19 protein-coding genes, 1 tRNA gene and 2 pseudogenes are annotated in these 24,377 nt (G+C 72.2%); 11 read left to right on the forward strand and 11 right to left on the reverse strand.

From position 1 onward, the window contains the following. The first annotated feature begins 8 nt into the window (after positions 1-8). From RIU97_RS24450 to RIU97_RS24465, 4 genes are all read left to right on the forward strand, one after another. Positions 9-1,778: a PQQ-binding-like beta-propeller repeat protein gene (locus tag RIU97_RS24450; protein ID WP_404959721.1), complete on the forward strand. Its 1,770-nt coding sequence runs from the start codon at positions 9-11 to the stop codon at positions 1,776-1,778. 127 nt (positions 1,779-1,905) lie between these two features. Then, positions 1,906-2,598, forward strand: coding sequence for a response regulator transcription factor (locus RIU97_RS24455; RefSeq protein ID WP_383577333.1), 693 nt, complete (start codon positions 1,906-1,908; stop codon positions 2,596-2,598). A gap of 112 nt (positions 2,599-2,710) precedes the next feature. Beyond that, entirely contained in the window at positions 2,711-3,670 is a 960-nt protein-coding gene (gene galE, locus RIU97_RS24460) for a UDP-glucose 4-epimerase GalE (protein ID WP_404959722.1), read from the forward strand. 481 nt (positions 3,671-4,151) lie between these two features. Continuing rightward, positions 4,152-4,919 carry a LuxR C-terminal-related transcriptional regulator gene (locus RIU97_RS24465; RefSeq protein ID WP_404959723.1) on the forward strand — a complete coding sequence of 256 codons (768 nt, stop codon included), beginning with the start codon at positions 4,152-4,154 and terminating at the stop codon, positions 4,917-4,919. Here RIU97_RS24465 and RIU97_RS24470 read toward each other — a convergent pair. Beyond that, positions 4,878-5,375, reverse strand: coding sequence for a MarR family winged helix-turn-helix transcriptional regulator (locus tag RIU97_RS24470; RefSeq protein ID WP_030386194.1), 498 nt, complete (start codon positions 5,373-5,375; stop codon positions 4,878-4,880). The two genes, RIU97_RS24465 and RIU97_RS24470, sit on opposite strands and share 42 nt — an antisense overlap. Positions 5,376-5,536: 161 nt before the next feature. Here RIU97_RS24470 and RIU97_RS24475 point away from each other — a divergent pair, with 161 nt between their 5' ends. Together RIU97_RS24475 and RIU97_RS24480 are read left to right on the forward strand one after the other, a co-directional pair. Continuing rightward, on the forward strand, positions 5,537-6,394 hold the full coding sequence (locus RIU97_RS24475) for a trans-aconitate 2-methyltransferase (protein WP_404959724.1): 858 nt from the start codon (positions 5,537-5,539) through the stop codon (positions 6,392-6,394). A gap of 2 nt (positions 6,395-6,396) precedes the next feature. Next, positions 6,397-6,789: a VOC family protein gene (locus RIU97_RS24480; protein WP_404959725.1), complete on the forward strand. Its 393-nt coding sequence runs from the start codon at positions 6,397-6,399 to the stop codon at positions 6,787-6,789. 97 nt (positions 6,790-6,886) lie between these two features. Here the strand turns inward: RIU97_RS24480 and RIU97_RS24485 are convergent, their stop codons facing one another. Further along, positions 6,887-7,558, reverse strand: coding sequence for a TetR family transcriptional regulator (locus RIU97_RS24485; protein ID WP_404959726.1), 672 nt, complete (start codon positions 7,556-7,558; stop codon positions 6,887-6,889). Between the two features lie 98 nt (positions 7,559-7,656). On the opposite strand from RIU97_RS24485, the pseudogene RIU97_RS24490 reads away from it, so the two are divergent. Beyond that, positions 7,657-7,794: pseudogene (locus tag RIU97_RS24490) on the forward strand (helix-turn-helix domain-containing protein); the annotation flags it as partial. A gap of 172 nt (positions 7,795-7,966) precedes the next feature. Here RIU97_RS24490 and RIU97_RS24495 read toward each other — a convergent pair. Beyond that, a complete protein-coding gene (locus RIU97_RS24495) occupies positions 7,967-8,947 on the reverse strand; it encodes an acyl-CoA desaturase (protein WP_404959727.1) in 981 nt (326 codons plus the stop codon). A 347-nt stretch (positions 8,948-9,294) separates the two neighbouring features. Here RIU97_RS24495 and ppc point away from each other — a divergent pair, with 347 nt between their 5' ends. Then, entirely contained in the window at positions 9,295-12,057 is a 2,763-nt protein-coding gene (gene ppc, locus RIU97_RS24500) for a phosphoenolpyruvate carboxylase (protein ID WP_404959728.1), read from the forward strand. 77 nt (positions 12,058-12,134) lie between these two features. On the opposite strand, the gene pth is transcribed toward ppc, so the two are convergent. The 6 genes and pseudogenes from pth to RIU97_RS24530 all read right to left on the reverse strand — a co-directional run bounded on the left by pth (position 12,135) and on the right by RIU97_RS24530 (position 17,078). Beyond that, positions 12,135-12,725, reverse strand: coding sequence for an aminoacyl-tRNA hydrolase (gene pth, locus RIU97_RS24505; protein WP_404959729.1), 591 nt, complete (start codon positions 12,723-12,725; stop codon positions 12,135-12,137). Positions 12,726-12,824: 99 nt separating this feature from the next. After that, the gene (locus RIU97_RS24510; RefSeq protein ID WP_404959730.1) at positions 12,825-13,409 is read right to left on the reverse strand and encodes a 50S ribosomal protein L25/general stress protein Ctc; all 585 of its coding nucleotides are present in this window, start codon (positions 13,407-13,409) and stop codon (positions 12,825-12,827) included. A 182-nt stretch (positions 13,410-13,591) separates the two neighbouring features. After that, positions 13,592-14,569, reverse strand: a complete 978-nt coding sequence (locus RIU97_RS24515) for a ribose-phosphate diphosphokinase (protein ID WP_030723354.1) — start codon at positions 14,567-14,569, stop codon at positions 13,592-13,594. 133 nt (positions 14,570-14,702) lie between these two features. Next, positions 14,703-16,148, reverse strand: a complete 1,446-nt coding sequence (gene glmU, locus RIU97_RS24520; RefSeq protein ID WP_404959731.1) for a bifunctional UDP-N-acetylglucosamine diphosphorylase/glucosamine-1-phosphate N-acetyltransferase GlmU — start codon at positions 16,146-16,148, stop codon at positions 14,703-14,705. 110 nt (positions 16,149-16,258) lie between these two features. Next, positions 16,259-16,330, reverse strand: a tRNA-Gln gene (locus RIU97_RS24525). Between the two features lie 22 nt (positions 16,331-16,352). Further along, a pseudogene (locus tag RIU97_RS24530) lies at positions 16,353-17,078 on the reverse strand (helix-turn-helix domain-containing protein). A gap of 131 nt (positions 17,079-17,209) precedes the next feature. On the opposite strand from RIU97_RS24530, the gene RIU97_RS24535 reads away from it, so the two are divergent. Continuing rightward, positions 17,210-18,502 carry a sensor histidine kinase gene (locus tag RIU97_RS24535; RefSeq protein ID WP_404959732.1) on the forward strand — a complete coding sequence of 431 codons (1,293 nt, stop codon included), beginning with the start codon at positions 17,210-17,212 and terminating at the stop codon, positions 18,500-18,502. Positions 18,503-19,308: 806 nt separating this feature from the next. Here RIU97_RS24535 and RIU97_RS24540 read toward each other — a convergent pair. Both RIU97_RS24540 and RIU97_RS24545 read right to left on the reverse strand, forming a co-directional pair. Beyond that, positions 19,309-19,818 (reverse strand): SUKH-3 domain-containing protein, encoded by a 510-nt coding sequence (locus RIU97_RS24540; RefSeq protein ID WP_404959733.1) that lies wholly within the window; start codon positions 19,816-19,818, stop codon positions 19,309-19,311. Positions 19,819-19,820: 2 nt separating this feature from the next. Further along, the gene (locus tag RIU97_RS24545; protein WP_404959734.1) at positions 19,821-20,399 is read right to left on the reverse strand and encodes a YwqJ-related putative deaminase; all 579 of its coding nucleotides are present in this window, start codon (positions 20,397-20,399) and stop codon (positions 19,821-19,823) included. Positions 20,400-20,629: 230 nt separating this feature from the next. Here RIU97_RS24545 and RIU97_RS24550 point away from each other — a divergent pair, with 230 nt between their 5' ends. Both RIU97_RS24550 and RIU97_RS24555 read left to right on the forward strand, forming a co-directional pair. After that, positions 20,630-21,643 (forward strand): SMI1/KNR4 family protein, encoded by a 1,014-nt coding sequence (locus tag RIU97_RS24550; protein WP_404959735.1) that lies wholly within the window; start codon positions 20,630-20,632, stop codon positions 21,641-21,643. 7 nt (positions 21,644-21,650) lie between these two features. Next, on the forward strand, positions 21,651-24,278 hold the full coding sequence (locus tag RIU97_RS24555; RefSeq protein ID WP_404959736.1) for an SUKH-4 family immunity protein: 2,628 nt from the start codon (positions 21,651-21,653) through the stop codon (positions 24,276-24,278). The last annotated feature ends 99 nt before the right edge of the window (positions 24,279-24,377 follow it).

Here is a 24,377-nt window from a genome sequence, read left to right on the forward strand (position 1 = left end):
AGCAACCCATGAGTACCCCGCCGCCCCCCAGCCAGCCGCCGTCCGGCGGCTTCGGCGCGCCGCAGGATCCGCCCCCGGCCCCGGCCGGGGGGACCCCCGCCCCGGGCGGGTTCGGCGCGCCCGTGCCGCCGGCCGGACCCCCCGCCCCGCCGGCCGGACCGCCCGCGCCCGCGCAGCAGCCGGCCGCGCAGCCCGCGTACGGGTACCCGCAGACCGGGCCCGGCTACGGCTACCCGCAGCAGCCCGGCACCCCGCCGCCCTTCGGCGCCCCCGGCACCCCTCCGCCCTTCGGCGCGCCGAGTGCCGCGGTCACCGCCGTCCAGGCCCCGGCCGGCGGCGGCAACGACAAGCGCACCCAGCTGATGATCGTCGGCGCGGCCCTGCTGGCCATCGTCCTCATCGTCGGCTGCGGCCTCTGGTACGTCTCCGGCGACGGCGGCGCCGAGGGCACGAAGGACACCACGGACAGCGGCCCCGCCAAGCCGGGGGACGACAAGTCCCAGCCCGGTGCGGGCGGCAGCGAGAAGGTGCCCTCCAACACCAAGTCGAAGGTGCTGGTCAACCAGCCGAGCCCGACCCCGGACGAGATGGTCCAGGTCCCCGGTTCCTGGCTGACCGACTCCACCTACATCAAGTCCGACGTATACAAGATCGTCGGCTACAACGTCGTCGACGGCGGCATGAAGTGGGAGGTCCCCCTCCCCGGTGAGCTCTGCGGAGCCAGCCGGCACGTCTCCGACAACAAGGCGGCGGTGATCTTCCGGCCCACGAAGCCCACGCCGGAGGTCAAGTACCCGGCGTGCACCGAGGTCGGCGTCATCGACCTGAACGCCGGCAAGCTCCTCTGGACCGGCAACGCCAAGGGCGCCACCAGCGGCGACAAGCCCGTGTCCTACTACGAGGTCACCCTCAGCGGGCAGACGGTCGCCGCCGGCGGCCCCTCGGGCGGCGCCGCCTGGAACCTCGCCGACGGCAAGTCCCTGTGGCTGCCCAAGGTCGACGGCGAAGGCTGCCGCGACGTCGGCTACGGCGGCGGCGAGGCCCTCGCCGTCATCCGCAGGTGCGGCCAGAGCTCCGGCCAGACCCTGTACGCGCAGGCCCTCGACCCGACCACCGGCGCGCCGCAGTACTCGTACAAGCTCTCCGCGGGCATCGAGAACGCCGGCATCGTCTCCACCAAGCCCCTGATCGTCTCCGCCGACGTCGGCAAGACCGCCAAGAACGCCAGCGGTGTCAGCGACCTCTTCGTGCTCGACGCGGCGGGCCAGCTGAAGACGAAGATCTCGCTCTCCTCCGGCACCTTCGGCGGTGAGTGCCACACCGAGGTCGAGCGGTGCTCCGGCATGATCGTCGGCAACGGAAAGCTCTACCTGCCCTCCTACGAGCACCAGGGCAAGGACGCCTACGGCAAGACCAACGAGCTGCTCTCCTTCGACCTGGAGACCGGCAAGCAGACCACCGACCGCGCCGACGCGGGCGAGCGGTACAAGCTGTACCCGCTGCGCATGGACGGGTCGAACATCATCGCCTACAAGGAGCCCCCTTACGACAAGGGCGGCCAGATCGTCAGCATCGACGGCAAGACGATGAAGGAAACCGTCCTGATGGAGAACCCGTCGGACAAGACGACCCAGCGCATCGAGACGGCCTACTCGCCCGAGTACCACGAGTACCGCTACCACAACGGGAAGCTCTTCCTCGCCCGCACCTCGGTCAAGAAGCCGTACTCCGCCACGTCCGACCCGGAGTTCATCTTCACCTCCTTCACCGCGAGCTGATCCGCCCGCACACCGCCGCGAGCCCCCGGAAGGTCCGCCTTCCGGGGGCTTCTGCGCGGTAACCCCCGCGCACCGTCGAACAAGCGTGTAGCTTGCCGGGGCAGAAGGGTGGGGGGTGGGTACCTCAATGGGCGTACGGGTCGTGGTGGTCGACGAGCACCGGCTGCTGGCCGAGGCACTGGCCTCTGCCCTGAAACTGCGCGGCCACCGGGTCCTGGCGGCCGCCGCCCCGGCCGCGGGCGCGGCCGAGCTGGTCATCGGACGGGCCCCGGAGGTCTGCCTGTTCGGGACGGCCACCCCCGCCGAGGCCGGGGTCTTCGAGCCCGTCGTCCGCATCAAGCGGGAGCGCCCGCAGATCGCCGTCGTGGTCCTCGGCCCGGTGCCCAGCCCGCGCGGGATCGCGGCCGCCTTCGCCGCCGGCGCCTCCGGGTACGTGCGCCAGGACGAGCGCATCGAGGGCGTGGAGCGGGCGCTGGCCAAGGCGCGGGCGGGCGAGGTCGCGATCGCCCCGCAGCTGCTGCAGGGGGCCTTCGCCGAGCTCCTGAACCCCGCCGCCCAGCCCGACGACGAGGGCAGCCGGCTGCTGCGCCTGCTCACCCCGCGCGAGGTGGAGGTGTTGGTGCGGGTCGCCGAGGGCGAGGACACCCGGCTGATCGCCGCGGGCATGGAGATCGCACCGAGCACCGCCCGTACCCACGTGCAGCGGGTGCTGATGAAGCTGGGCGTGGGATCGCGGCTGGAGGCGGCCGCGCTGGCCGCCCGTACCGGCCTGCTGGACCGGGCGCTGCCGGTGCGGCCGGCCGCCGCCGTGCGGGACTGACGGACCGGCGCCGCGGCGGCGCCGATTTCCCCGCGGGCGTCGAATCGGGTAAGCCAGTGTCCTAGCACGCGCACGCTCCCGCGCGTGCTCCCCCGCGAGAGGCAGTAGGCGAGTGAGCAAGTACCTGGTAACCGGTGGCGCCGGATACGTCGGCAGCGTGGTCGCGGCCCACCTCCTGGAGGCCGGCCACGAGGTCACCGTCCTCGACGACCTCAGCACCGGCTTCCGCGTCGGCGTCCCGGCGGGCGCCGCCTTCATCGAGGGCCGCATCCAGGACGCCGCCCGCCACCTGGACTCCTCCTACGACGCGGTGCTGCACTTCGCGGCCTCCTCGCAGGTCGGCGAGTCCGTGGTGAACCCGGGCAAGTACTGGGAGAACAACGTCGGCGGCACGCTCGCCCTGCTCGGCGCGATGCGCGAGGCGGGCGTGCGCAAGCTGGTGTTCTCCTCCACCGCCGCCACCTACGGGGAGCCGGCGGAGGGCCTGCTCACCGAGGCCTCGGTGACCGCGCCGACCAACCCGTACGGCGCCTCGAAGCTGGCCGTCGACCACATGATCGCGGGGGAGTGCGTGGCGCACGGCCTGGCCGCGGTCTCCCTGCGCTACTTCAACGTGGCCGGGGCCTACGGGGAGTTCGGCGAGCGGCACACCCCCGAGACGCACCTGATCCCGCTGGTCCTCCAGGTCGCGCTGGGCGAGCGCGAGTCGATCTCGGTGTTCGGCGAGGACTACCCGACCCCGGACGGCACCTGCGTGCGCGACTACATCCACGTCGCCGACCTGGCGGAGGCCCACCTGGCCGCCCTGCGGGTCGCCGCCGAGGGCGAGCACCTGATCTGCAACCTGGGCAACGGCAGCGGGTTCTCGGTCCGCGAGGTCGTCGAGACCGTCCGCAAGGTCACCGGCCGGGAGATCCCCGAGGTCGTCGCCCCGCGCCGGGCCGGCGACCCCGCGATGCTGGTCGCCTCCGCGCGCACGGCCCACGAGCGCCTCGGCTGGACCCCGAGCCGCTCGGACCTGACCGGCATCATCACGGACGCGTGGAACTTCGCGCGCACGCACACCTCCTGACTCACGGGTAACCCCCCGCAACACCGCTGTCCTGCCCGCCCCCCGCACCCTGCCCGGTGCGGGGGGGCGCGTGCGTTGGGGCCGTGCGCTGCGGCCGTGCGTTGTGCGCGGGCGCCCGGCGTGCACACGCCGGGTGGATTGCCCCCCGTGCAACTGCCTGTGGCACGCGCCGGTGCGGAAGCCGCCATCCGGACCTGTGGTACAGGTGATTTCAAGCCACCACAAAGGCAGTTCAGAACGCCTGCGCCGGAAAATCGCTGGGAAAACTTCTGCTATTCGGCCAACCGTGAGAGGCCCCCGGCTCTACGCTGATGCGTGACACCGGTGGGGGCCGGTGTTGATTCAGGGGTCGAGACAAGTCGGGTACGGCGTCCGGTCCGGGGTAGTGCAGAGGTGTCGCGGCGGCGGCCGGGGCAGCTGCGGATCACCCGGTCCGGGCGCCGTACCCGCCGTCGTCCGTTCCCCTACCCTTGGGGGTTTTGTGGTTCGTATCCGGGTTCTCGTCGTCGACGATCACCGCATCTTCGCCGAATCGCTCGCAGCCGCGCTCGCGGCCGAGCCGGACGTGGACGTGTCCGCGGCCGGCAGCGGCCCCGCCGCGCTGCGCTGCCTCGAACGCGCGGTGGCCGAGGGCCGCCGCTTCGACGTCCTGCTGGTCGACGCCGATCTCGGCGCGGTCGCCGGGGCGGTGCCCGCCCCGCGGGAGCCGGGCTCCGGGCCGCCGCCGCCCGGCTCGGACGGGATCGCTCTGGTCGCCGGGGTGCGGGTGACCCACCCCGGGGTCCGTACGGTCGTGCTCGCCGAGCGCGACGACCCCCGCCGGGCCGCGCACGCGCTGCAGGCCGGGGCTTCGGGCTGGGTGGCGAAGGACTGCTCGCTCTCGCGGCTGCTGGCCGTCATCCGCGGGGTCCTGAGGGAGGAGACCCACCTGCCGCCCGCGCTGCTGACCGGAGTGCTCCGGGAGTTGACCGCGGCGCGCAAGCACCGCACGGACAGCGAACGGCTCGTGGAGTCGCTGACCCCGCGCGAACACGAGGTGCTGCGCTGCATGGTGGCGGGTCTGGGCCGCAAGGACGTGGCCGCGCGCCTGTTCCTGTCCCCGCACACCGTCCGTACCCACATGCAGAACGTGCTGGGCAAGCTCGGTGTGCACTCCACCCTGGCGGCGGTGGCGCTGGCCCGGCGGGCCGGCGTACGACCGGCCGACCTAGCCGGGGATGTTGTCGAACGGAGCGGTCAACTGGCGTAGCAGCCCGGCGAGATCACCGCGCTGGTTCTGCGAGAGCTGGGCGAGGATCGCCCGCTCCTGCGCCAGCAGTCCGGCGAGGGCCTGGTCCGCGCGGTCCCGGCCCTCGGGGGTGAGCCGCACCAGGACCCCGCGGCGGTCGCTGGGGTCCGGGAGCCGCTCGACGAGGCCCTTCTTGGCGAGCCGGTCGATGCGGTTGGTCATGGTGCCGGAGGTGACCAGGGTCTGGGTCAACAGCTGGCCGGGGGAGAGCTGGTAGGGTGCGCCGGCCCGGCGCAGGGACGTCAGGACGTCGAACTCCCACGGCTCCAGGCCGTGCTCGGAGAAGGCCAGCCTGCGGGCGCGGTCGAGGTGGCGCGCGAGCCTGCTGACGCGGCTCAGTACCTCGAGCGGTTCCACGTCGAGGTCAGGGCGCTCCCGCCGCCATGCCGCCACCAGTCGGTCGACCTCGTCCTCCATGCCGATCAGTGTAAGGGGTCTGTCGATGTGAAGTCTCTTCATACCGAGTATCTTGATCACAAGCATCTTGACGTCGAGATATAAATCGCGCGAGCATGGGGCATGGAGGGGGCCGGAACAGATTCCGCTTCCGACCGCCCCGCCAGCAGGGAGGCTCGAACATGTATTCCGATACCGCGCACTCCAGGACCCCCACGTCCACCGCGCCCTCCGCTCCCACCTGGGATCCCCAGCAGTACCTCCGGCACGCAGGCCATCGCACACGGCCCTTCCTGGACCTCCTCACCCGCATACCCGAACTCCCCAACCGGCCCGCCCGCATCGCCGACCTCGGCTGCGGCCCCGGCAATGTCACCGCGCTCCTCGCCGACCGCTGGTCCGGCGCCCGCATCACCGGCTTCGACCTCTCCCCGGAGATGCTCCACCGCGCCGCCCAGGAGCACGCCGGGCCCACCACCGGCGGCGGCAGCCTCGACTTCCGCCACGGGGACCTCGCCGGCTGGCTCCCCGAGGAGCCCTACGACCTGATCGTGTCCAACGCCGCCCTGCAGTGGGTCCCCGGCCACGCCGGCTCCTTCGGAGCCTGGATCAACGGCCTGCGCCCCGGCGGCACCTTCGCCTTCCAGATTCCCGGCAACTTCACCGCCCCCAGCCACGCCCTGCTCGCCGAACTGTGCGACACCCCGCGCTGGCGGTCCCGGCTCGCCGGCCACGGCGCCCGCTACATCCACATCCTCGAACCCGCCGAATACCTTGCCCGGTTCACCGCGCTCGGCTGCGCCGCCGACGTCTGGGAGACCACCTACCACCAACTGCTCCAGGGCCCCGACCCCGTACTCGACTGGGTCAAGGGCACCGCCCTGCGGCCCGTCCTCACCGCCCTCGGCGACGACCGGGAGGCCGCGGACGCCTTCCTCGCCGAATACCGCGACCGGCTGCGCGTGGCCTACCCGGCCGGGCCCCGCGGCACCGTCTTCCCGTTCCGCCGGATCTTCGCCGTCGCCCGCAAGGAGGCCTGACCGTGCTCACCGCCGTCGACCACGTCCAACTCGCCGCGCCGCCGGACTCGGAGGACCGGCTCCGCGCGTACTACACCGACGTACTCGGCATGACCGAGATCCCCAAACCGCCCGTCCTCGCCGCCCGCGGGGGCTGCTGGTTCGCCGCCGGGCCCGTACAGCTGCACCTCGGCATCGAGGAGGACTTCCGGCCCGCCCGCAAGGCCCATCCGGGGCTGCGGGTGACCGGGATCGAGGCCTACGCGAGCAGACTGGAGGAGCGGGGGGCCAAGGTCGTCTGGGACGACGACCTGCCCGGCCACCGCCGCTTCTACTCCGAGGACCCCGTCGGCAACCGGCTCGAATTCCTTGAAGAGCACACCTTGGAACAGCAAGCCCTGGAAGAGTGCGGCTGACCCGGCCCGCACCACACGACGGCGCCCCGCCACCGAGGATCCGGTGACGGGGCGCCGTCGTACGCGCGCTGCGGTGCCCAGCTCGTGCGGCGGGCGCTCAGCTCTTGCGGCGGCCCACCAGCTGCGGCTTCGACTCCAGCCCGTCCAGCCCGTGCCAGGCCAGGTTCACCAGGTGCGCGGCCACCTCGGCCTTCTTCGGCTTGCGGACGTCCAGCCACCACTGCCCGGTCAGCGCCACCATCCCGACCAGCGCCTGCGCGTACAGCGGCGCCAGCTTGGGGTCGAAGCCCCGCGCCTTGAACTCCAGACCCAGGATGTCCTCGACCTGCGTGGCGATATCGCTGATCAGCGAGGCGAAGGTACCGGTCGACTGCGCCACGGGGGAGTCCCGGACCAGGATCCGGAAACCGTCCGTGTACGACTCGATGTAGTCCAGCAGCGCGAACGCCGCCTGCTCCAGCAGTTCCCGCGGATGCCCGGCCGTCAACGCCCCCGTCACCCCGTCCAGCAGCTGGCGCATCTCCCGGTCCACGACCACCGCGTACAGCCCTTCCTTGCCCCCGAAGTGCTCGTACACCACCGGCTTCGACACCCCCGCCTTCGCCGCGATCTCCTCCACCGACGTGCCTTCGAAGCCCTTCTCCGCGAACAGGGTCCGGCCGATGTCCAGCAGTTGCTGGCGCCGCTCCGCGCCCGTCATCCGGACCCGGCGGCCGCGCCTGGGCTTGTCGCTGCTGGAACTGCCGTCGATCGCCACGCCCCCCATCATCTCAGTCTCCTCGTGTGGAAGCCTCCGCCTGCGACTGCTCGCGTAAGGCTCTGGCCTGTGCTTGCGTTCGGATCGTGGACGCGCCTAGCGTCCCGGGCGTGGGGGCTTCTCCTGTGAAGCGGGCGTTCAAGTGCCGCTTCTATCCGACGGCCGCGCAGGCTGTGGAGCTGTCGCGGACGTTCGGTTGCGTGCGGAAGGTAGACAATCTGGCCCTTGCCGCTCGTACCGAGGCCTGGACCGCGAGGAGAACGCAGCGATCAACCTTCTGGCCGCCGGGCTGGCGGTCACTGCCCGTGGAACGGATGTAAGACCTCAACGGGAGTCCTCCTCTCGGCCAGGGCGGTCCGTGGAAGCAGGAAACCTCACCCGCGAGGGTGGGAATCCCCTCCCTCTAGGGAGGGGAAGAGGTCAAGCCGCTTTCGCGTCGCTTTCCCTGCGCCGGGCGTCGATGCGGGCCGCCGACGGCCAGCGCACGTCCGTGGCCCAGCCCAGCTGCTCGAACCAGCGGATCAGCCGCGCGCTGGAGTCGATCTGGCCGCGCAGCACACCGTGCCGCGCCGAGGTCGGATCGGCGTGGTGCAGGTTGTGCCAGGACTCCCCGCAGGACAGCACCGCCAGCCACCACACGTTGCCGCTGCGGTCCCGGGACTTGAACGGCCGCTTGCCCACCGCGTGGCAGATCGAGTTGATCGACCACGTCACGTGGTGCAGCAGCGCGACACGCACCAGCGAACCCCAGAAGAACGCCGTGAAGGCGCCCCACCAGGACATCGTCACCAGACCGCCCACCAGCGGCGGGATCGCCAGCGACAGCATCGTCCAGAAGATGAAGTCCCGCGAGATCCGCCGGATCGCCGGATCCTTGATCAGATCGGGCGCGTACTTCTGCTGATCGGTCTGCTCCTCGTCGAAGAGCCAGCCGATGTGCGCCCACCACAACCCCTTCATCAGGGCCGGCAGCGTCTCCCCGAACCGCCACGGCGAATGCGGGTCGCCCTCGTGGTCGGAGAACTTGTGGTGCTTGCGGTGATCCGCCACCCAGCGCACCAGCGGCCCCTCCACCGCCATCGAACCCATCACGGCCAAGGCGATCCGCAGCGGCCGCTTCGCCTTGAAAGAACCGTGCGTGAAGTAACGGTGGAAACCGATGGTGATCCCGTGGCAGGCCAGGAAGTACATGAAGACCATCAGGCCCAGGTCCAGCCAGCTCACCCCCCAGCCCCACGCCAGCGGCACGGCCGCCAGCAGGGCCACGAAGGGAACGGTGATGAACAGCAGCAGAGCCATCTGCTCGACGGACCGCTTGTTCTCGCCGCCGAGGGTCGCGGACGGCGCAGATGTGTCGGAGGGCGCCGAGGCACCCTCGATCAGATCGGGACTGGTGGGCATGGGTGTCCCCTGGGGGGTGAGAGAAGTCGGCAGGCTCCCTGGCTACGAACCCTACGGACCCGTAACCTACGGCATCGTAAGTATGGCAAAACCGGGTCCCAGGGCAAGAGGAGCGCGATCGGTGCACGACGCGCGCGCCGACCGTTCACGCGCCGCCTAGTGAGACGTCTGCCCAGGCACACGCCTCGGACACCTATCCTGGTCCCGTCGGACAGCGCGGTCCGCACGGGCAGCCCGAGCTGCGCATCAGGAGCGACGATCCCCGGACCGAGTCCGCAGGGGCATCGGAGCGCGCGGCCGGCAGCCCACCGCCCAGTAGCGCTCGAACACTGCAAGGAGCCGCACCTGTGAGCAGTGCTGACCAGGCCCCCCAGGGCCAGGCCCCCCTCACCCCGGCCGCCACCGCCAACGCGGAACTGCGCGCGGACATCCGCCGCCTCGGCGACCTCCTCGGGGAGACCCTCGTACGCCAGGAGGGCCGGGAACTCCTCGACCTCGTCGAAAAGGTGCGCGCCCTCACCCGCACGGACGGCGAAGCCGCCGCCGAGCTGCTCGGCGACACCGACCTGGAGACCGCCGCCAAGCTCGTACGCGCCTTCTCCACCTACTTCCACCTCGCCAACGTCACCGAGCAGGTGCACCGCGGCAAGGAACTGCGCGCCCACCGTGCCGCCGAGGGCGGGCTCCTCGCCCGCACCGCCGACATGCTGAAGGACGCCGACCCCGAACACCTGCGCGAGACGGTCAAGAACCTCAACGTCCGCCCGGTCTTCACCGCACACCCCACCGAGGCGGCCCGCCGCAGCGTCCTCAACAAGCTGCGCCGCATCGCCGCCCTCCTGGAGGAGCCCGTCACCGGCGCCGGCGACCGCCGCCGCCACGACCTGCGCCTCGCCGAGAACATCGACCTCGTCTGGCAGACCGACGAGCTGCGCGTGGTCCGCCCCGAGCCCGCCGACGAGGCCCGCAACGCCATCTACTACCTCGACGAGCTGCACGCCGGCGCCGTCGGCGACGTCCTCGAGGACCTCGCCGCCGAGCTCCAGCGCGTCGGCGTCGAGCTCCCCGCCGGCACCCGCCCGCTCACCTTCGGCACCTGGATCGGCGGCGACCGCGACGGCAACCCCAACGTCACCCCCGACGTCACCCGGGACGTGCTGATCCTCCAGCACGAGCACGGCATCACCGACGCACTCGAACTCATCGACTTCCTGCGCGGCCTGCTCTCCAACTCCATCCGCTACACCGGAGCCACCGAGGAACTCCTCGCCTCCCTCCAGGCCGACCTCGAACGCCTCCCCGAGATCAGCCCGCGCTACAAGCGGCTGAACGCCGAGGAGCCGTACCGCCTCAAGGCCACCTGCATCCGCCAGAAGCTCCTCAACACCCGCGAGCGCCTCGCCAAGGGCACCCCGCACGAGGAAGGCCGCGACTACCTCGGCACCGCCGAGCTGCTCACCGACCTCACCCTCATCCAGACCTCCCTGCGCGAGCACCGCGGCGCCCTCTTCGCCGACGGCCGCATGGACCGCACCATCCGCACCCTCGCCGCCTTCGGCCTCCAGCTCGCAACCATGGACGTACGCGAGCACGCGGACGCCCACCACCACGCGCTCGGGCAGCTCTTCGACCGGCTCGGCGAGGAGTCCTGGCGCTACGCCGACATGCCCCGCGACTACCGCGGCAAGCTCCTCGCCAAGGAACTGCGCTCGCGCCGCCCCCTGGCCCCCACCCCCGCGCCCCTCGACGCCGCCGGCGAGAAGACCCTCGGCGTCTTCCTCGCCATCAAGGACGCCTTCGAGAAGTTCGGCCCCGAGGTCATCGAGTCGTACATCATCTCGATGTGCCAGGGCGCCGACGACGTCTTCGCCGCCGCGGTCCTGGCCCGCGAAGCCGGCCTCATCGACCTCCACGGCGGCTGGGCCAAGATCGGCATCGTCCCGCTCCTGGAGACCACCGACGAGCTGCGCGCCGCCGACGTCATCCTCGACGAGATGCTCGCCGACCCCTCCTACCGGCGCCTCGTCTCCCTGCGCGGCGACGTCCAGGAGGTCATGCTCGGCTACTCCGACTCCAGCAAGTTCGGCGGCATCACCACCAGCCAGTGGGAGATCCACCGCGCCCAGCGGCGGCTGCGCGACGTCGCCCACCGCTACGACGTCCGGCTGCGCCTCTTCCACGGCCGCGGCGGCACCGTCGGCCGCGGCGGCGGCCCCTCCCACGACGCGATCCTCGCCCAGCCCTGGGGCACCCTCGAAGGCGAGATCAAGGTCACCGAACAGGGCGAGGTCATCTCCGACAAGTACCTCGTCCCCTCCCTGGCCCGCGAGAACCTCGAACTGACCGTCGCGGCCACCCTGCAGGCCTCCGCCCTGCACACCGCGCCCCGCCAGTCCGACGAGGCCCTCGCCCGCTGGGACGCGGCCATGGACACCGTCTCCGACGCCGCCCACGCCGCGTACCGCGCACTCGTCGAGGACCCCGACCTCCCCGCGTACTTCTTCGCCGCGACCCCCGTCGACCAGCTCGCCGACCTCCACCTCGGCTCGCGCCCCTCCCGCCGCCCCGACTCGGGCGCCGGCCTCGACGGCCTGCGCGCCATCCCGTGGGTCTTCGGCTGGACCCAGTCCCGCCAGATCGTCCCCGGCTGGTACGGAGTCGGCTCCGGCCTCAAGGCCCTGCGCGAAGCCGGCCTGCAGGACGCCCTCACCGAGATGGGCGAGCGCTGGCACTTCTTCCGCAACTTCCTGTCCAACGTCGAGATGACGCTGGCCAAGACCGACCTGCGGATCGCCCGCCACTACGTCGACACCCTCGTGCCCGACCACCTCAAGCACGTCTTCACCCGCATCGAGGCCGAGCACGAGCTCACCGTCAACGAGGTCCTGCGCATCACCGGCGGCAGCCGTCTCCTGGACTCCAACCCGGTCCTCCAGCAGACCTTCGCCGTCCGCGACGCCTACCTCGACCCCATCTCCTACCTCCAGGTCTCCCTCCTGGCCCGCCAGCGCGCAGCCGCCGCCCGCGGCGAGGAGGCCGACCCCCTCCTCGCCCGCGCCCTGCTGCTCACCGTCAACGGCGTCGCCGCGGGCCTGCGCAACACCGGCTGAGCCCCCGGACACGACGGAGCCCCCGCACCGGCCGGTGCGGGGGCTCCGTCACGTCCGCCACGAGGCGGCCGTGTCCGTCAGGAGTTGTACGTGGACTGCGCGCGCTCCAGCCCCTCCTGGACCAGGCACTCCACCGAGTCGGCGGCCCGGTCCACGAACCAGTCCAGCTCCTTGCGCTCCGTGGACGAGAAGTCCTTCAGCACGAAGTCCGCGACCTGCATCCGGCCCGGCGGCCGGCCGATGCCGCAGCGGACCCGGTGGTAGTCCGGACCCATCGACTTCGTCATCGACTTCAGACCGTTGTGGCCGTTGTCCCCGCCGCCCAGCTTCAGGCGCAGCGTCGGGTAGTCGATGTCCAGCTCGTCGTGGATCGCGACGATCCGGTCCAGCGGCACCTTGTAGAAGTCGCGCAGAGCCGTCACCGGACCGCCGGAGAGGTTCATGTACGTCATCGGCTTCGCCAGCACCACCCGGCGGTTCCCCGGTCCCGGCGCGCCGATGCGGCCCTCGACCACCTGGGCCCGGGCCTTGTGCGCCTTGAACTTCCCGCCGATCCGCTCCGCCAGCAGGTCGGCCACCATGAAGCCGATGTTGTGGCGGTTGCCCGCGTACTCCGGTCCGGGATTGCCGAGGCCGACGATCAGCCAGGGTGCCGCGTCGTCCGACATCAAAAGCTCCTTAAGGCCTTGAACGAAGACGACCGCCGTCCCGCTCCAGTGGAGCCGGACGGCGGTCGGTCAGCAACTGCTGAGGGGGGAAGGCGAGGCTCAGGCCTCGGTGCCCTCGGCCGCCTCGGCGGCCGGCTCCTCGGCCTGCGGGGACACGACCTGCAGGACGGCGATGTCGCCGTCGACGGCCAGGGTGGTGCCCGCCGGGAGGACCAGGTCCTTGGCGTGGATGGTCGCGCCGGCCTCGAGGCCCGCGATGGAGACGGTGACCTCGGTCGGGATGTGGGTGGCCTCGGCCTCGACGGAGATCGTGTTCTGGAGGGTCTCCAGCATGTTGCCGCCGGCGGCCAGCTCGCCCTCGGTGACGATCGCGACGTCGACGGTGACCTTCTCGCCCTTCTTGACGATCAGGAAGTCGACGTGGGAGATCGAGCGCTTCAGCGGGTGCTTCTGCACGGCCTTCGGGATGACCAGCTCGGTGCCGTCGCCCGCGATGTCCAGGGAGATCAGGACGTTCGGGGTGCGGAGCGCCAGCTGCAGGGCGTGGGCGTCGACGTTGACGTGCTTCGGGTCGGTGCCGTGGCCGTAGATGACGGCGGGGGTCAGGGCGTCACGACGGGCCTGACGGGCAGAGCCCTTGCCGAACTCGGTGCGGACCTTGGCGGAAAGCTTGACCTCGGACATGCTCACTCCTCGTGGGGTGACGGAAAAGGACGACAGTCACCCGGCCGGAACGGCCTGCTACGAAGAGCGCGTCGATAACGGAGCATCCGCACCCGAAAACAGGTACGGCCTCCCTCGCCGAGCAACTCATGGAGTGTACCCGGCGGGGGAGGCCGTACCAAAAAGGATCTACCGCGGAGCGGTTACTGCTGTTCCTCGAAGAGGCTGGTGACCGAACCGTCCTCGAAGACCTCGCGCACCGCGCGCGCGATCATCGGGGCGATCGACAGCACCGTGATCTTGTCGAGCTCCAGGTCGGACGGGTCCGGCAGGGTGTTCGTGAACACGAACTCGCTGACCTTGGAGTTCTTCAGGCGGTCGGCGGCCGGGCCCGACAGGATGCCGTGCGTGGCCGTCACGATGACGTCCTCGGCGCCGTGCGCGAACAGCGCGTCGGCCGCGGCGCAGATGGTGCCACCGGTGTCGATCATGTCGTCGACCAGGACGCAGACGCGGCCCTTGACCTCACCGACGACCTCGTGGACGGTCACCTGGTTGGCGACGTCCTTGTCGCGGCGCTTGTGCACGATGGCCAGCGGCGCGTCCAGCCGGTCGCACCAGCGGTCGGCCACGCGCACGCGGCCGGCGTCCGGGGAGACGATCGTCAGCTTGGTGCGGTCCACCTTGGCGCCCACGTAGTCCGCGAGGACGTTCAGGGCGGAGAGGTGGTCCACCGGGCCGTCGAAGAAGCCCTGGATCTGGTCCGTGTGCAGGTCGACCGTGAGGATGCGGTCCGCACCCGAGGTCTTCAGCAGGTCCGCGACCAGACGGGCCGAGATCGGCTCGCGGCCCTTGTGCTTCTTGTCCTGGCGGGCGTACCCGTAGGACGGGATGATCACGGTGATGGAACGCGCCGACGCGCGCTTCAGCGCGTCGATCATGATCAGCTGCTCCATGATCCACTTGTTGATCGGAGCCGTGTGGCTCTGGATCAGGAAGCAGTCCGCGCCGCGAGCCGACTCCTGGAAGCGGACGTAGATCTCACCGTTCGCGAAGTCGAAAGCCTTGGTCGGCACGAGGCCGACTCCCAGCTGGTGCGCGACCTCCTCGGCCAGCTCGGGGTGGGCGCGGCCGGAGAAGAGCATCAGCTTCTTCTCGCCGGTCGTCTTGATCCCGGTCACAGCACTGTCTCCTCAGACGTGTTGAAGCTGCTCGCCCCCATGTGCGTCCGTCCCGCACACGGTGAGCCAGCCGAATTGCGTGCACCTATCACGGTACGCCGTCGTAGGCGCACCTGTTTCCGGTCAGTTCACCTCAGTGGCGCTCGGAATCCTCCGAGGCAGCCGACTGCGCCGCCGTGGCGGCCGCACTTCCCGGACGCTTGCGGGCCACCCAGCCCTCGATATTCCGCTGCTGGCCACGGGCCACGGCCAGGGCGCCGGGCGGCACATCCTTGGTGATCACGGATCCGGCGGCCGTGTAGGCGCCGTCCCCGATCGTGACGGGAGCCACAAACATGTTGTCCGAGCCCGTCTTGCAGTGTGAGCCGACGGTGGTGTGGTGCTTGTGCTCACCGTCGTAGTTCACGAAGACGCTCGCGGCGCCGATGTTCGTGTACTCGCCGATCGTCGCGTCGCCGACGTAGGACAGGTGCGGCACCTTGGTGCCCTCGCCGATCGTCGCGTTCTTCATCTCGACGTACGTGCCGGCCTTGGCCTTCGCGCCGAGGTTCGTGCCCGGACGCAGGTAGGCGAACGGACCCACGGTGGCCTGCGGGCCCACGACCGCGCCCTCCGCGACCGTGTTGTCCACCCGGGCGCCCGTACCCACGTGCGTGTCCTTCAGCCGGGTGTTGGGGCCGACCTCGGCGCCCTCGGCGATGTGCGTGGCGCCCAGCAGCTGGGTGCCGGGGTGCACGATCGCGTCCTGCCCGAAGGTGACGGTCACGTCGACGAAGGTGCTGGCCGGGTCGACGACCGTCACGCCCGCGAGCATGGCCTGCTCCAGCAGGCGCGCGTTCAGCAGCGCGCGGGCCTCGGCCAGCTGGACGCGGTTGTTGATCCCGAGGATCTGGCGGTGGTCGCTGCCGACGGCCGCGCCGACGCGGTGCCCCGCCTCGCGCAGGATGCCGAGGACGTCGGTGAGGTACTCCTCGCCCTGGCTGTTGTCGGTACGGACCTTGCCGAGCGCGTCGGCGAGCAGGGCCCCGTCGAAGGCGAAGACGCCGGAGTTGATCTCGCGGATCGCCCGCTGGGCGTCGGAGGCGTCCTTGTGCTCGACGATGGCCGTCACGGCGCCGCCGGCGTCCCGGACGATCCGCCCGTAGCCGGTGGAGTCCGGCACCTCGGCGGTGAGCACGGTGACGGCGTTGCCGTCGGCCTCGTGCGTCGCCGCCAGCTGCCGCAGCGTCTCCCCGGTCAGCAGCGGGGTGTCGCCGCAGACCACGATCACGGTCCCGTCGACCGGGCCGCCGAGCTCTTCGATGGCCATGCGGACGGCGTGCCCGGTGCCGTTCTGCTCGTACTGGACGGCGGTGCGGACGCCGGCGTCGACGTCGGCCAGGTGCGCGGTGACCTGCTCCCGGGCGTGCCCGACGACCACGACGAGGTGGGCGGGGTCCAGCTCACGGGAGGCGGCGACGACGTGACCGACGAGCGAGCGCCCGCAGATCTCGTGCAGAACCTTGGGGGTGGCCGACTTCATGCGGGTGCCTTCACCCGCTGCGAGTACGACGACGGCTGCCGGGCGGTTGGCGCTCACGGGGATGCCCTTCGGCTTCGGGGGTGGACCCGTGAAGGATACCGGGGCCCCAGTGACCCCTAACGAACGCGGGTCCCGACCGTGACAGTCAGGACCCGAACTTGATTGAGCTCCCCCGCCAGGACTCGAACCCGGACATAAGGCACCAAAAGCCTCAGTGCTGCCAATTACACCACAGGGGACCATTATCAACTAAACCGGACATTACGCCTCTGTGGTCGAGTCGACGGCACCTACTATGCCGCACCACCAGCCCTCAATGCGACGGTAAAGATCGGCGCCTTGGAGGACTCGCACCGCGAGGCATCCGTTGTACGTGTCGCCCGTCTTCTTGCGGTTCGCGCGCGGGTTGTGGCGCTTGAGCGTGGTCTGGCCGAAGTGGGAGGCGTCGAGTCCCACGACCTCCCTCCAGTACTGCTCCGATGCCGCGACGTCGGCGGTCTCGTGGATCTGGAGCGCGAACCGCAGCCGGTCGTCCGTCACGCCCATGAGCCGCAGCCAGGCAAGAAGGAAGGTGAGGACCATGTTCGGGTCGCTGTTGACGAAGCGCGGACCATGTCCGTGCCGGCTGGGCGGTGGGTCCGCGGGGGCTTCGGGAAGTCCCTGACCCACAGGGAGATCGAGCTCTTCGAGCAGCCGAGTTCGACCTGGATCTGGTCGTAGGTCATGCCCTGGAGGCGGAGTTCGCGGGCGCGGGCGCGGACATCGTCCTTGGCGTTCGGGCGCTTCGTCCATTCGGGTGGCGCTTCGCCGTCGAGGAGGCGGTTAGAGGATCTCGTTGTTGTGGACGGCGAGGCGGTCGCGGATCTGGCGGCGGCTGAGGCCCTCGCGGCGGAGGGTGACCGCCTGCTCGCGGAGGTTCTCGAAGGTCGCGCTCCCGGTGCGGAGGCCGCCGGTGCCGTCGCCGGGGCGACGTCGGATTTCGGTCATGTCGCCAATGTCGTCCGGAATGCAGGATTCGGGTCTTGGTGGGCGGACGATTCAGTCGTACGTGCGATTACCCCTGGTTTGCAGGAATTCTGTTCGCCTTTGTGCTGGGGCCCCTGCGTAGGCTGGACGGCATGACCAGTACGGGGGAAGTGGAAGGCCGCGCTGGGCCGCCTTTGTGGTGGTCGCGGCGGCGGGATGCCGTGGTGGATGTGCTGCTCGGCGGGGTGTCCGCCGTCGAGTGTGCGTGGGAGGGCGGGACCTTCGCCCGTGAGGCGGGGCTGCCGGCCGCGGTCGGGGTGGCGTTCGGGCTGGTGGTGGGGAGCACGCTCGTGCTGCGGCGGCGGTGGCCGATCGCCGTGGTGCTCGTGGGCATCGCCGTGGCGCCCGCCGCGATGGGGTTCCTGCTCTCGGTGGTGGGGATGTACTCGCTCGCCTCCTCCGAGGTGCCCCGGCGGATCATCGCCACGCTGGCCTCGATGTCGCTGGCCGCGACCTTCGTGGTGATGTACCTGCAGACCCGCGGGGACGTGGAGGCCGATCCGACGCTCGTGGTCGCGCTGTCCGGGTTCGTCGCGGTGGCGCTGACCGTGCCGCCCTTGCTGCTCGGGCTCTACATCGGGGCCCGGCGGCGGTTGATGGAGAGCCTGCAGGAACGGGCGGACTCGCTGGAGCGGGAGCTGTCGCTGCTGGCGGACCGGGCGGAGGAGCGGGCCGAGTGGGCCCGTACGGAGGAGCGGACCCGGATCGCGCGGGACATGCACGACGTGGTCGCGCACCGGGTGTCGCTGATGGTGGTGCACGCGGCCGCGCTGGAGGCGGTGGTGGCGAAGGATCCGGCGCGGGCCGCGAAGAACGCCGCGCTGGTGGGTGACATGGGGCGGCAGGCGCTGACGGAGCTGCGGGAGATGCTCGGCGTGCTCAGGGCGGCGCCCAAGCCGGTCACGCCGGTGGCCGCCGCCGCTCCGGCGGCCGCGGCCGCGGTGGCCGCCGCCGCGCCGGTGGCTCCGGTCGCGCTCGTGGGGTGTGCCGAGGAGGGGCCCTCGCTCGGCGAGCTGGAGGCGCTGGTCGGGCAGTCGCGGGCGGCCGGGATGGTCGTGGAGATGCTGGTGCAGGGTGAAGGGGCGGCGTACGCGGCGGAGGTCGAGCAGGCGGCGTACCGCGTGGTGCAGGAGGCGCTCACCAACTGCCACAAGCACGCTCCGGGGGCGCGGGTCGTGGTGCGGCTCGCGCATCGGGGCGCGGAGGTGGCGATGCAGGTGGAGAACGGGCCGTGCGAGGGGCAGGCGGACGGGGTCGGGTTGCCGAGCGGAGGGAACGGGCTGGTGGGCATGCGGGAGCGGGTGCTCGGGCTGGGCGGGGTCTTCGTGTCGGGGCCGACGGATGCGGGGGGTTTCCGGGTGTCGGCGGTGCTGCCGGTGCGCTAGGCGCTGGCCTCGGCGGACTGGGCTGTGCCGGAGCCTGCCCGTGCCGTGCCTGTGCCGTGCCCGTGCCCGTGCCCGTGCCCGTGCCCGTGCCCGTGCCCGTGCCCGTGCCGTGCCCGTGCCGTGCCTGTGCCGGGGGCTGTGGGCGGGGTGGGGCCGGGCGCGCGCCGGGGCGTCTCCTCGGGCGCCGAACGTGGCGGGGGGTCGGAGGGCCGAGGGGATTGCGTTCGGCGCCCTGCGGGGAGCGCCCCGGCACACACCCGACCCCGGCGGAACCAGCGGCCGGGCGTCATTCGGGGCTGCTGCGTTCCGGCCGGGCAGGCCAAGGGCGCCCCGGCACACACCCGACCCCGGCGGAACCAGCGGCCGGGCGTCATTCGGGGCTGCTGCGTTCCGGCCGGGCAGGCCAAGGGCGCCCCGGCACACACCCGGCCCCGGCGGAACCGGCGGGCCGGGTGTCGTTCGGGGCTGCAGCGTTCCGGCCGGCCAGGCCAAGGGCGCCCCGACACACACCCGACCCCGGCGGAACCAGCGGCCGGGCGTCATTCGGGGCTGCTGCGTTCCGGCCGGCCAGGCCAAGGGCGCCCCGGCACACACCCGGCCCGGCGGAACCGGTGGGCCGGGTCACGGCTGCTGTGTTCCGGCCGGCCGGGCCAGGGGAGCCCTGCGGGGATCACCCCCAGCCCCGATCCTTCAGCGCCGCCGCACCGTCCAGCCTCGCCGGCGTTTGAGGCGCGGGGTCGGGGGCGGAGCCCCGGCAGTGGAGCCGCACCGGGAAAGGGTGGCGTCCCCAGAAGGGAGCCGACGGGTCAGGCCGTTGTGAGGCGGGTGGGCTGGAGGCCTGTCAGGAGGAGGGTGAGGGCTTCGTCGAGGGTGGAGCCCAGGTACCAGTCGCCGGTGTGGTCGATGCCGTAGACGCGGCCCTCGCGGTCGAGGGCGAGGTGGGAGCCTCCGTCGGCCTCGACGCCGAGGGGGCAGAGCTGGGTGGACAGGGCCCGGCCGAGGTCGGCGAAGGTGCGCGCGAGGTGGAGTCCGGTGAGCGGGTCGAGGCGGACCGGGGTGGGGGCGATCTGGCGGCCGGGCCCGGGGGCGGTGACCGTGAGGCCGCCGAATTCGGCCCAGGCCTCGACGGCGGCGGGGAAGACGGTGTGCCGGTGTCCGGCGGGGGTGGTGTGGTCCCGGAGCGCGTCGGCCCAGTACTCGGCCTGCTTGATGTCCCAGCGGCCGGGTTCCCAGCCGGCCGTGCGCAGGGCGGAGTCCACGGCGACCGGGAAGCGGGTGGCCGAGGAGCGGTCGTAGGAGGCGGAGGTGGGGTTCATGGCTACTCGGCTGGGGTGAGGTCGACGGGGCGTACGCCGAAGTGGGCGAGGAGGGCGTCGCAGGAGCGGCAGGGGGGTGCGTAGCTGCCGTGGAGGGGGTCGCCGTCCTCGCGGATGCGTCGGGCGGTGATCTTGGAGTGCTTGAGGGAGCGGCGGGCCTCGCTCGCGGAGAGGGGCTTGCGGGAGGCGCGCCGGGAGCGGGCGGCTTCGACGGCGGCGAGGTGGCGGGAGAGCAGGATCGCCTCGGGGCAGCGGCCGGTGAAACGTTCGCGCTGGCCGCTCGTGAGGGTGTCGAGGAAGTCCTGTACGAGCGGGTGGAGCACGGGGGGCTGGTCGGCCTTGCCGGCGGTGCCGGTGAGGGTTTCGCCGCGTACGGAGAGGGCGGCGGCGACGGTGGGGAGGATGCCGTCGCGGCGGAAGCGCAGGACGGGTGCGAAGGGGCGGCCGTCGGTGCTGCTCCAGCGCAGGCGGGGGTCGCCGGCGGGGCCGGTCGCTTCGCCGGCCGGGCCCGCGGCTGCCGCCGTGCCCGGTGCCTCCGGGTCGGTGTCGCCCGGTTCTGTGCGTGTTGCCGTGTGGTGCATGGTCGCGCCTTCCCTCCCGTGGCGGCGGTGGTGACCGCTGTCGCGCACGCCCCCGTGCTGCGGGGACAGCCTGTCAAATGTCATCTGTCATGCGGAAGCGGGGTCGAATATTTGTATCAATTCGGATGTTCCCGGCCCTCGGGCGGGTGCGCCGGTCGGGTGCGGGTGAGGCTCTTGCCCCAGCGCATAGGCTGTGGTGAACCAGCCAGATCCAGCAGGGGGCTACCGCCATGACGACAGGTCGGCTCGGGCAGCAGGCCGCGCCACCCAACGCCGCTTACTCGGGGCAGGTCGTGCATTTCCCGGACCCGGTCCGGGCCGCTCGGCATCCCCACGGGGTGCGGATGGACGGCAACGGGCATCCGGACTTCTCCGCGTACGCGCGTGCGGCGGTGGAGATCGCCGAGCCGCCGGAGGGCTTCGGCGTGGACGAGTTGCGGCTGACGGACTGCGTGTCCGCGAACGCGGCGATGAAGGCCGCCGGGCACGAGTTGTGGGACACGGTCGGGCCGGTGGCGACCCCGCACGGCTGGACCTGGCACCACGTGGCGGGTTCCCGGCGCATGGAGCTGGTCCCGGTCGAGGTGAAGGCGCTGCTGCGGCACCACGCGGGGCTGGCGACGGCTCCGGTGGACCACGAGAAGCGCGGGACGCGGCCGTTGCAGGAGGTGCGTCCGGTGCACATGGGGCTGCCGAAGTCGGTGGTGTCGGTGTCCGAGGAGCAGGTGCAGGGGGTCGAGGAGGATCTCGGCTACCGGCTGCCGGAGGCGTACCGCTCGTTCCTGAAGGCCGCGGGCGGCTGCGCGCCGGTGGGCGCGGGCCTGGACGTGGACCTGGGTCTGCTGGTGGACCAGCCGTTCTTCACGGTGCGTGAGGAGGCGGCGGTCAACGACCTGGTGTACGTCAACAAGTGCCTGCGGGACCACCTGACGAAGGACTACCTCTGCGTGGCCTTCGCTCAGGGCGGGCTGCTCGCGCTGAAGGTGAAGGGCGAGGGCATCGGCTCGGTGTGGTTCTCCCCGTACGACGATGCGCGCGACCAGGACGGCTGGTCGGTACAGGAGCGCGTGGAGCGGCTGTTGCTGCCGTGCGGTGCTGATTTCGACGCCTTTCTGGAGCGGCTGGCGGGCAATCCGCCGGAGCTGGAGACGGTGGCCGGTCTGATGGTGGACGGCGGATTCGCACGCTCGGTTCCCGTGGCGGGGCCGGTTCCGTCGGTGCGTGCCGGTTCGGATGAGGGGTGACGGCGCGATGGTGACCTTTGCGCAGGCGCAGGAGCGCGCCGAGGAGTGGATCAACGGGGACGTGCCCGCGTACCAGCACCGCGAGGTGCGCGTACGGGAGTTCGGACTCGGGTTCGTGGTGTGGGCGGAGGACCGTGCGGCGGGTCCGGTGTCCGGGGGTGGACGGCAGCGGCTGGTCATCGCACGGGACAGCGGGGAGGTGACGCTGTGGCCGGGTCTGCCGGTGGGTGAGGTGATCCGCCGGTACGAGGAGGAGTACGGGGCCGTGGCGGCCGCCGTGGCTTCGGAGGCCTCGGTTCCGCCGCCGCGGATCGACTCGGAGCAGACCTCTTTCATGCTGAGTCCGCCGGAGTGGCTGCAGGAGGCCGCGGACCGGGCGGGGATTCCGCCCGCGCCCGCGCGGGCTTCCGCTCCCGGGGAGCCCGCTGATGCCGCGCCGGCCGCTGCCGCGGCTCCGGCCTCGCCTGCGGCTGCGGCCTCGTCTTCGGCGCCGGTGGAAGCGGTGCCGTTGCGGCGCGGGGGCGAGATCCCCTACGAGCCCACGGCCAACGACGGTGTACCGGCGGCCCCGGCGCCGGCGCCGGCGCCCGCCCCGGCCGTGCCGACCGGTGCCACGCCGTGGGCGGGTACCGATGTGAACTCCGGTACGGACGACGCGTCCGTGCCGCTGCCCGCGACCGTGTTCGCGCCGCCGCTCTCCGGTTCGGACCTGGAGGACCGGCCGTCCTCCGGTGTGGCCCCGGAGGCGAAGACCACGCTGCTGCCGGGTGGCAGCCAGCTGCCGAGGACCGCCGTGGTGCCCGCGCTGGGTTCGCCGGCGGCCGATATCGCCGACGCGCCGACGAGCAAGGCGCAGGTCTCCCGGCCGGGTGGCTCCGCGGGCCGGCCGTCGACGCCTCCCGGTGCGCCTGGTGCGCCCGGTGCGGGCCAGCAGTCGACGCCGCCGGGTCCGCCCGGTGCGCCCGGTGCGCCCGGTGCGGGCGGTTCGTCCGGTGGCGGGGCGCACTACGCGGCCACCATGCTCGCCGGTCCCGGTGTTCCCCAGCCGCCCGGCCCGCCCGGCCCGCCCGGCGCACCCGGTGCTCCGGGCGCGGGTCAGCCGCCCGCGCCTCCCGGTCCGCCCGGTGCCCCGGGTGCGGGCGCGCCGCAGCCTCCCGGCCCGCCGGGTCCGCCCGGTGCTCCCGGGTCGCTCGGCCGTGGGCTGGACCATGCCGCGACGATGCTGGCCGGTCCCGCCGTGACGGGCCGGCCGCCCGCGCCTCCCGGTCCGCCCGGTGCTCCGGGAGCCGGCGCGCCGCAGCCTCCCGGCCCGCCGGGTCCGCCCGGTGCCCCCGGTGCGCCCGGTGGTGGGCTCGACCATGCCGCGACGATGCTGGCCGGCCCGTCCGTGACGGGTCAGCCTCCGGCGCCTCCCGGTCCGCCCGGTGCCCCCGGGGCCCCCGGTGGCGGGGCCCATCACGCCGCGACGATGCTCGCGGGTCCCGGCGTACCGCAGCCTCCCGGTCCGCCGGGGGCTCCCGGTGCGCCCGGTGCGCCCGGTGGTGGGCTGGACCATGCCGCGACGATGCTGGCCGGCCCGTCCGTGACGGGTCAGCCTCCGGCGCCTCCCGGTCCGCCGCCGGGCGGACCCGTGGCGCAGCCTCCGGCCCCGACCGGTGCGCCCACGGTCGGCCCCGGCTACCAGGCCGTGCTGCGCTACCGCGCGCCCGACGGCTCCGAGCAGCAGCTCATCCGCCGCTCGGCGCCCGGTACCCCGCACCCGGAGTGGCAGATCCTGCACGAGCTGCGCGCCATGAACGTGCCGCCGCAGCAGGTCCTGGAGCTGCACACCGAGCTGGAGTCCTGTGAGCTGCCCGGCGGTTACTGCGCCCGGATGATCAGGGAGACCTGGCCGCAGGTGCGGATCACCAGCGTGGCCCCGTACGGGAAGGACCACGCGGGCCGTCAGGCGGGCATGCGGCACCTGATCACCCACCAGGGCGAGCTGCACCAGGTGGCGGACGGTCCGGCGCGCCCCGCGCCGGTACGGGCGCCGCTGCCGCAGGTTCCGCTGCAGCCGGCGATCCCGCTGGAGGCGATCGCGCAGGAGCTGGCGGGGGCCTTCGGTCCGCAGGGCGTGTTCCGCTTCGACCAGCGGGCGGTGTCCCGTCAGGGTGTGCCGGAGATCGTGGCGCAGACGCTGATGTGGTCGGGTCTGCCGGTCGATTTCGGGCCGTTCTTCTGGGCGCAGGCGGTGCCGGGTCAGCCGGTTCCGACGCTGGCCGAGATGGCCGCGCAGCGGCAGGTGCAGCCGGCGTCGGACGCGGGCTCGTACCTGGTGATCGGCAGCGACTTCGGCAAGGCGCTCTGCGTGCAGTACGGGACCGCGCACATCGTTGCGGTGCCGGTCGAGGGCGGTCCGGGGGGTGCTCCGGTGCCGCCGCAGTTCGTGAACTCGAGCCTGCCGCAGTTCGCGCGGTCGCTGGCGATGCTGGGTCACATGTGGCGGCTGCGCCAGCATCTGACGCCGGAGCAGGCCGGCCGGTGGACCGTCGATTTCCAGGCGAATCTGGCGGGCCTCGACAGTGCGGCGCTGGCGTCGCCGGAGAGCTGGTGGTCGGTGCTGCTGGAGCAGATGTGGGACGGACTGCTCTGAGGTCGCCCTGATCGGGTGACGGGTGGAATGGCCGGGTCGGGACCCTCGGAGGGGGTCTCGGCCCGGCCATTCCGGCTTCTGGGATCAAATGGCGCATCC

It is taken from the genome of Streptomyces sp. 147326, from assembly GCF_045000215.1.
Taxonomy (GTDB): Bacteria; Actinomycetota; Actinomycetes; order Streptomycetales; family Streptomycetaceae; genus Streptomyces.

Bases quoted from the DNA above. Each gene is read 5' to 3' on its own strand.
- RIU97_RS24450 (WP_404959721.1), top strand. From the start codon at position 9: ATGAGTACCCCGCCGCCCCCCAGCCAGCCGCCGTCCGGCGGCTTCGGC.
- RIU97_RS24455 (WP_383577333.1), top strand. From the start codon at position 1,906: ATGGGCGTACGGGTCGTGGTGGTCGACGAGCACCGGCTGCTGGCCGAG.
- RIU97_RS24470 (WP_030386194.1), bottom strand. From the start codon at position 5,375: ATGGAGGACGAGGTCGACCGACTGGTGGCGGCATGGCGGCGGGAGCGC.
- RIU97_RS24475 (WP_404959724.1), top strand. From the start codon at position 5,537: ATGTATTCCGATACCGCGCACTCCAGGACCCCCACGTCCACCGCGCCC.
- RIU97_RS24485 (WP_404959726.1), bottom strand. From the start codon at position 7,558: ATGATGGGGGGCGTGGCGATCGACGGCAGTTCCAGCAGCGACAAGCCC.
- RIU97_RS24495 (WP_404959727.1), bottom strand. From the start codon at position 8,947: ATGCCCACCAGTCCCGATCTGATCGAGGGTGCCTCGGCGCCCTCCGAC.
- pth (WP_404959729.1), bottom strand. From the start codon at position 12,725: ATGTCGGACGACGCGGCACCCTGGCTGATCGTCGGCCTCGGCAATCCC.
- RIU97_RS24510 (WP_404959730.1), bottom strand. From the start codon at position 13,409: ATGTCCGAGGTCAAGCTTTCCGCCAAGGTCCGCACCGAGTTCGGCAAG.
- RIU97_RS24535 (WP_404959732.1), top strand. From the start codon at position 17,210: ATGACCAGTACGGGGGAAGTGGAAGGCCGCGCTGGGCCGCCTTTGTGG.
- RIU97_RS24540 (WP_404959733.1), bottom strand. From the start codon at position 19,818: ATGAACCCCACCTCCGCCTCCTACGACCGCTCCTCGGCCACCCGCTTC.
- RIU97_RS24545 (WP_404959734.1), bottom strand. From the start codon at position 20,399: ATGCACCACACGGCAACACGCACAGAACCGGGCGACACCGACCCGGAG.
- RIU97_RS24550 (WP_404959735.1), top strand. From the start codon at position 20,630: ATGACGACAGGTCGGCTCGGGCAGCAGGCCGCGCCACCCAACGCCGCT.
- RIU97_RS24555 (WP_404959736.1), top strand. From the start codon at position 21,651: ATGGTGACCTTTGCGCAGGCGCAGGAGCGCGCCGAGGAGTGGATCAAC.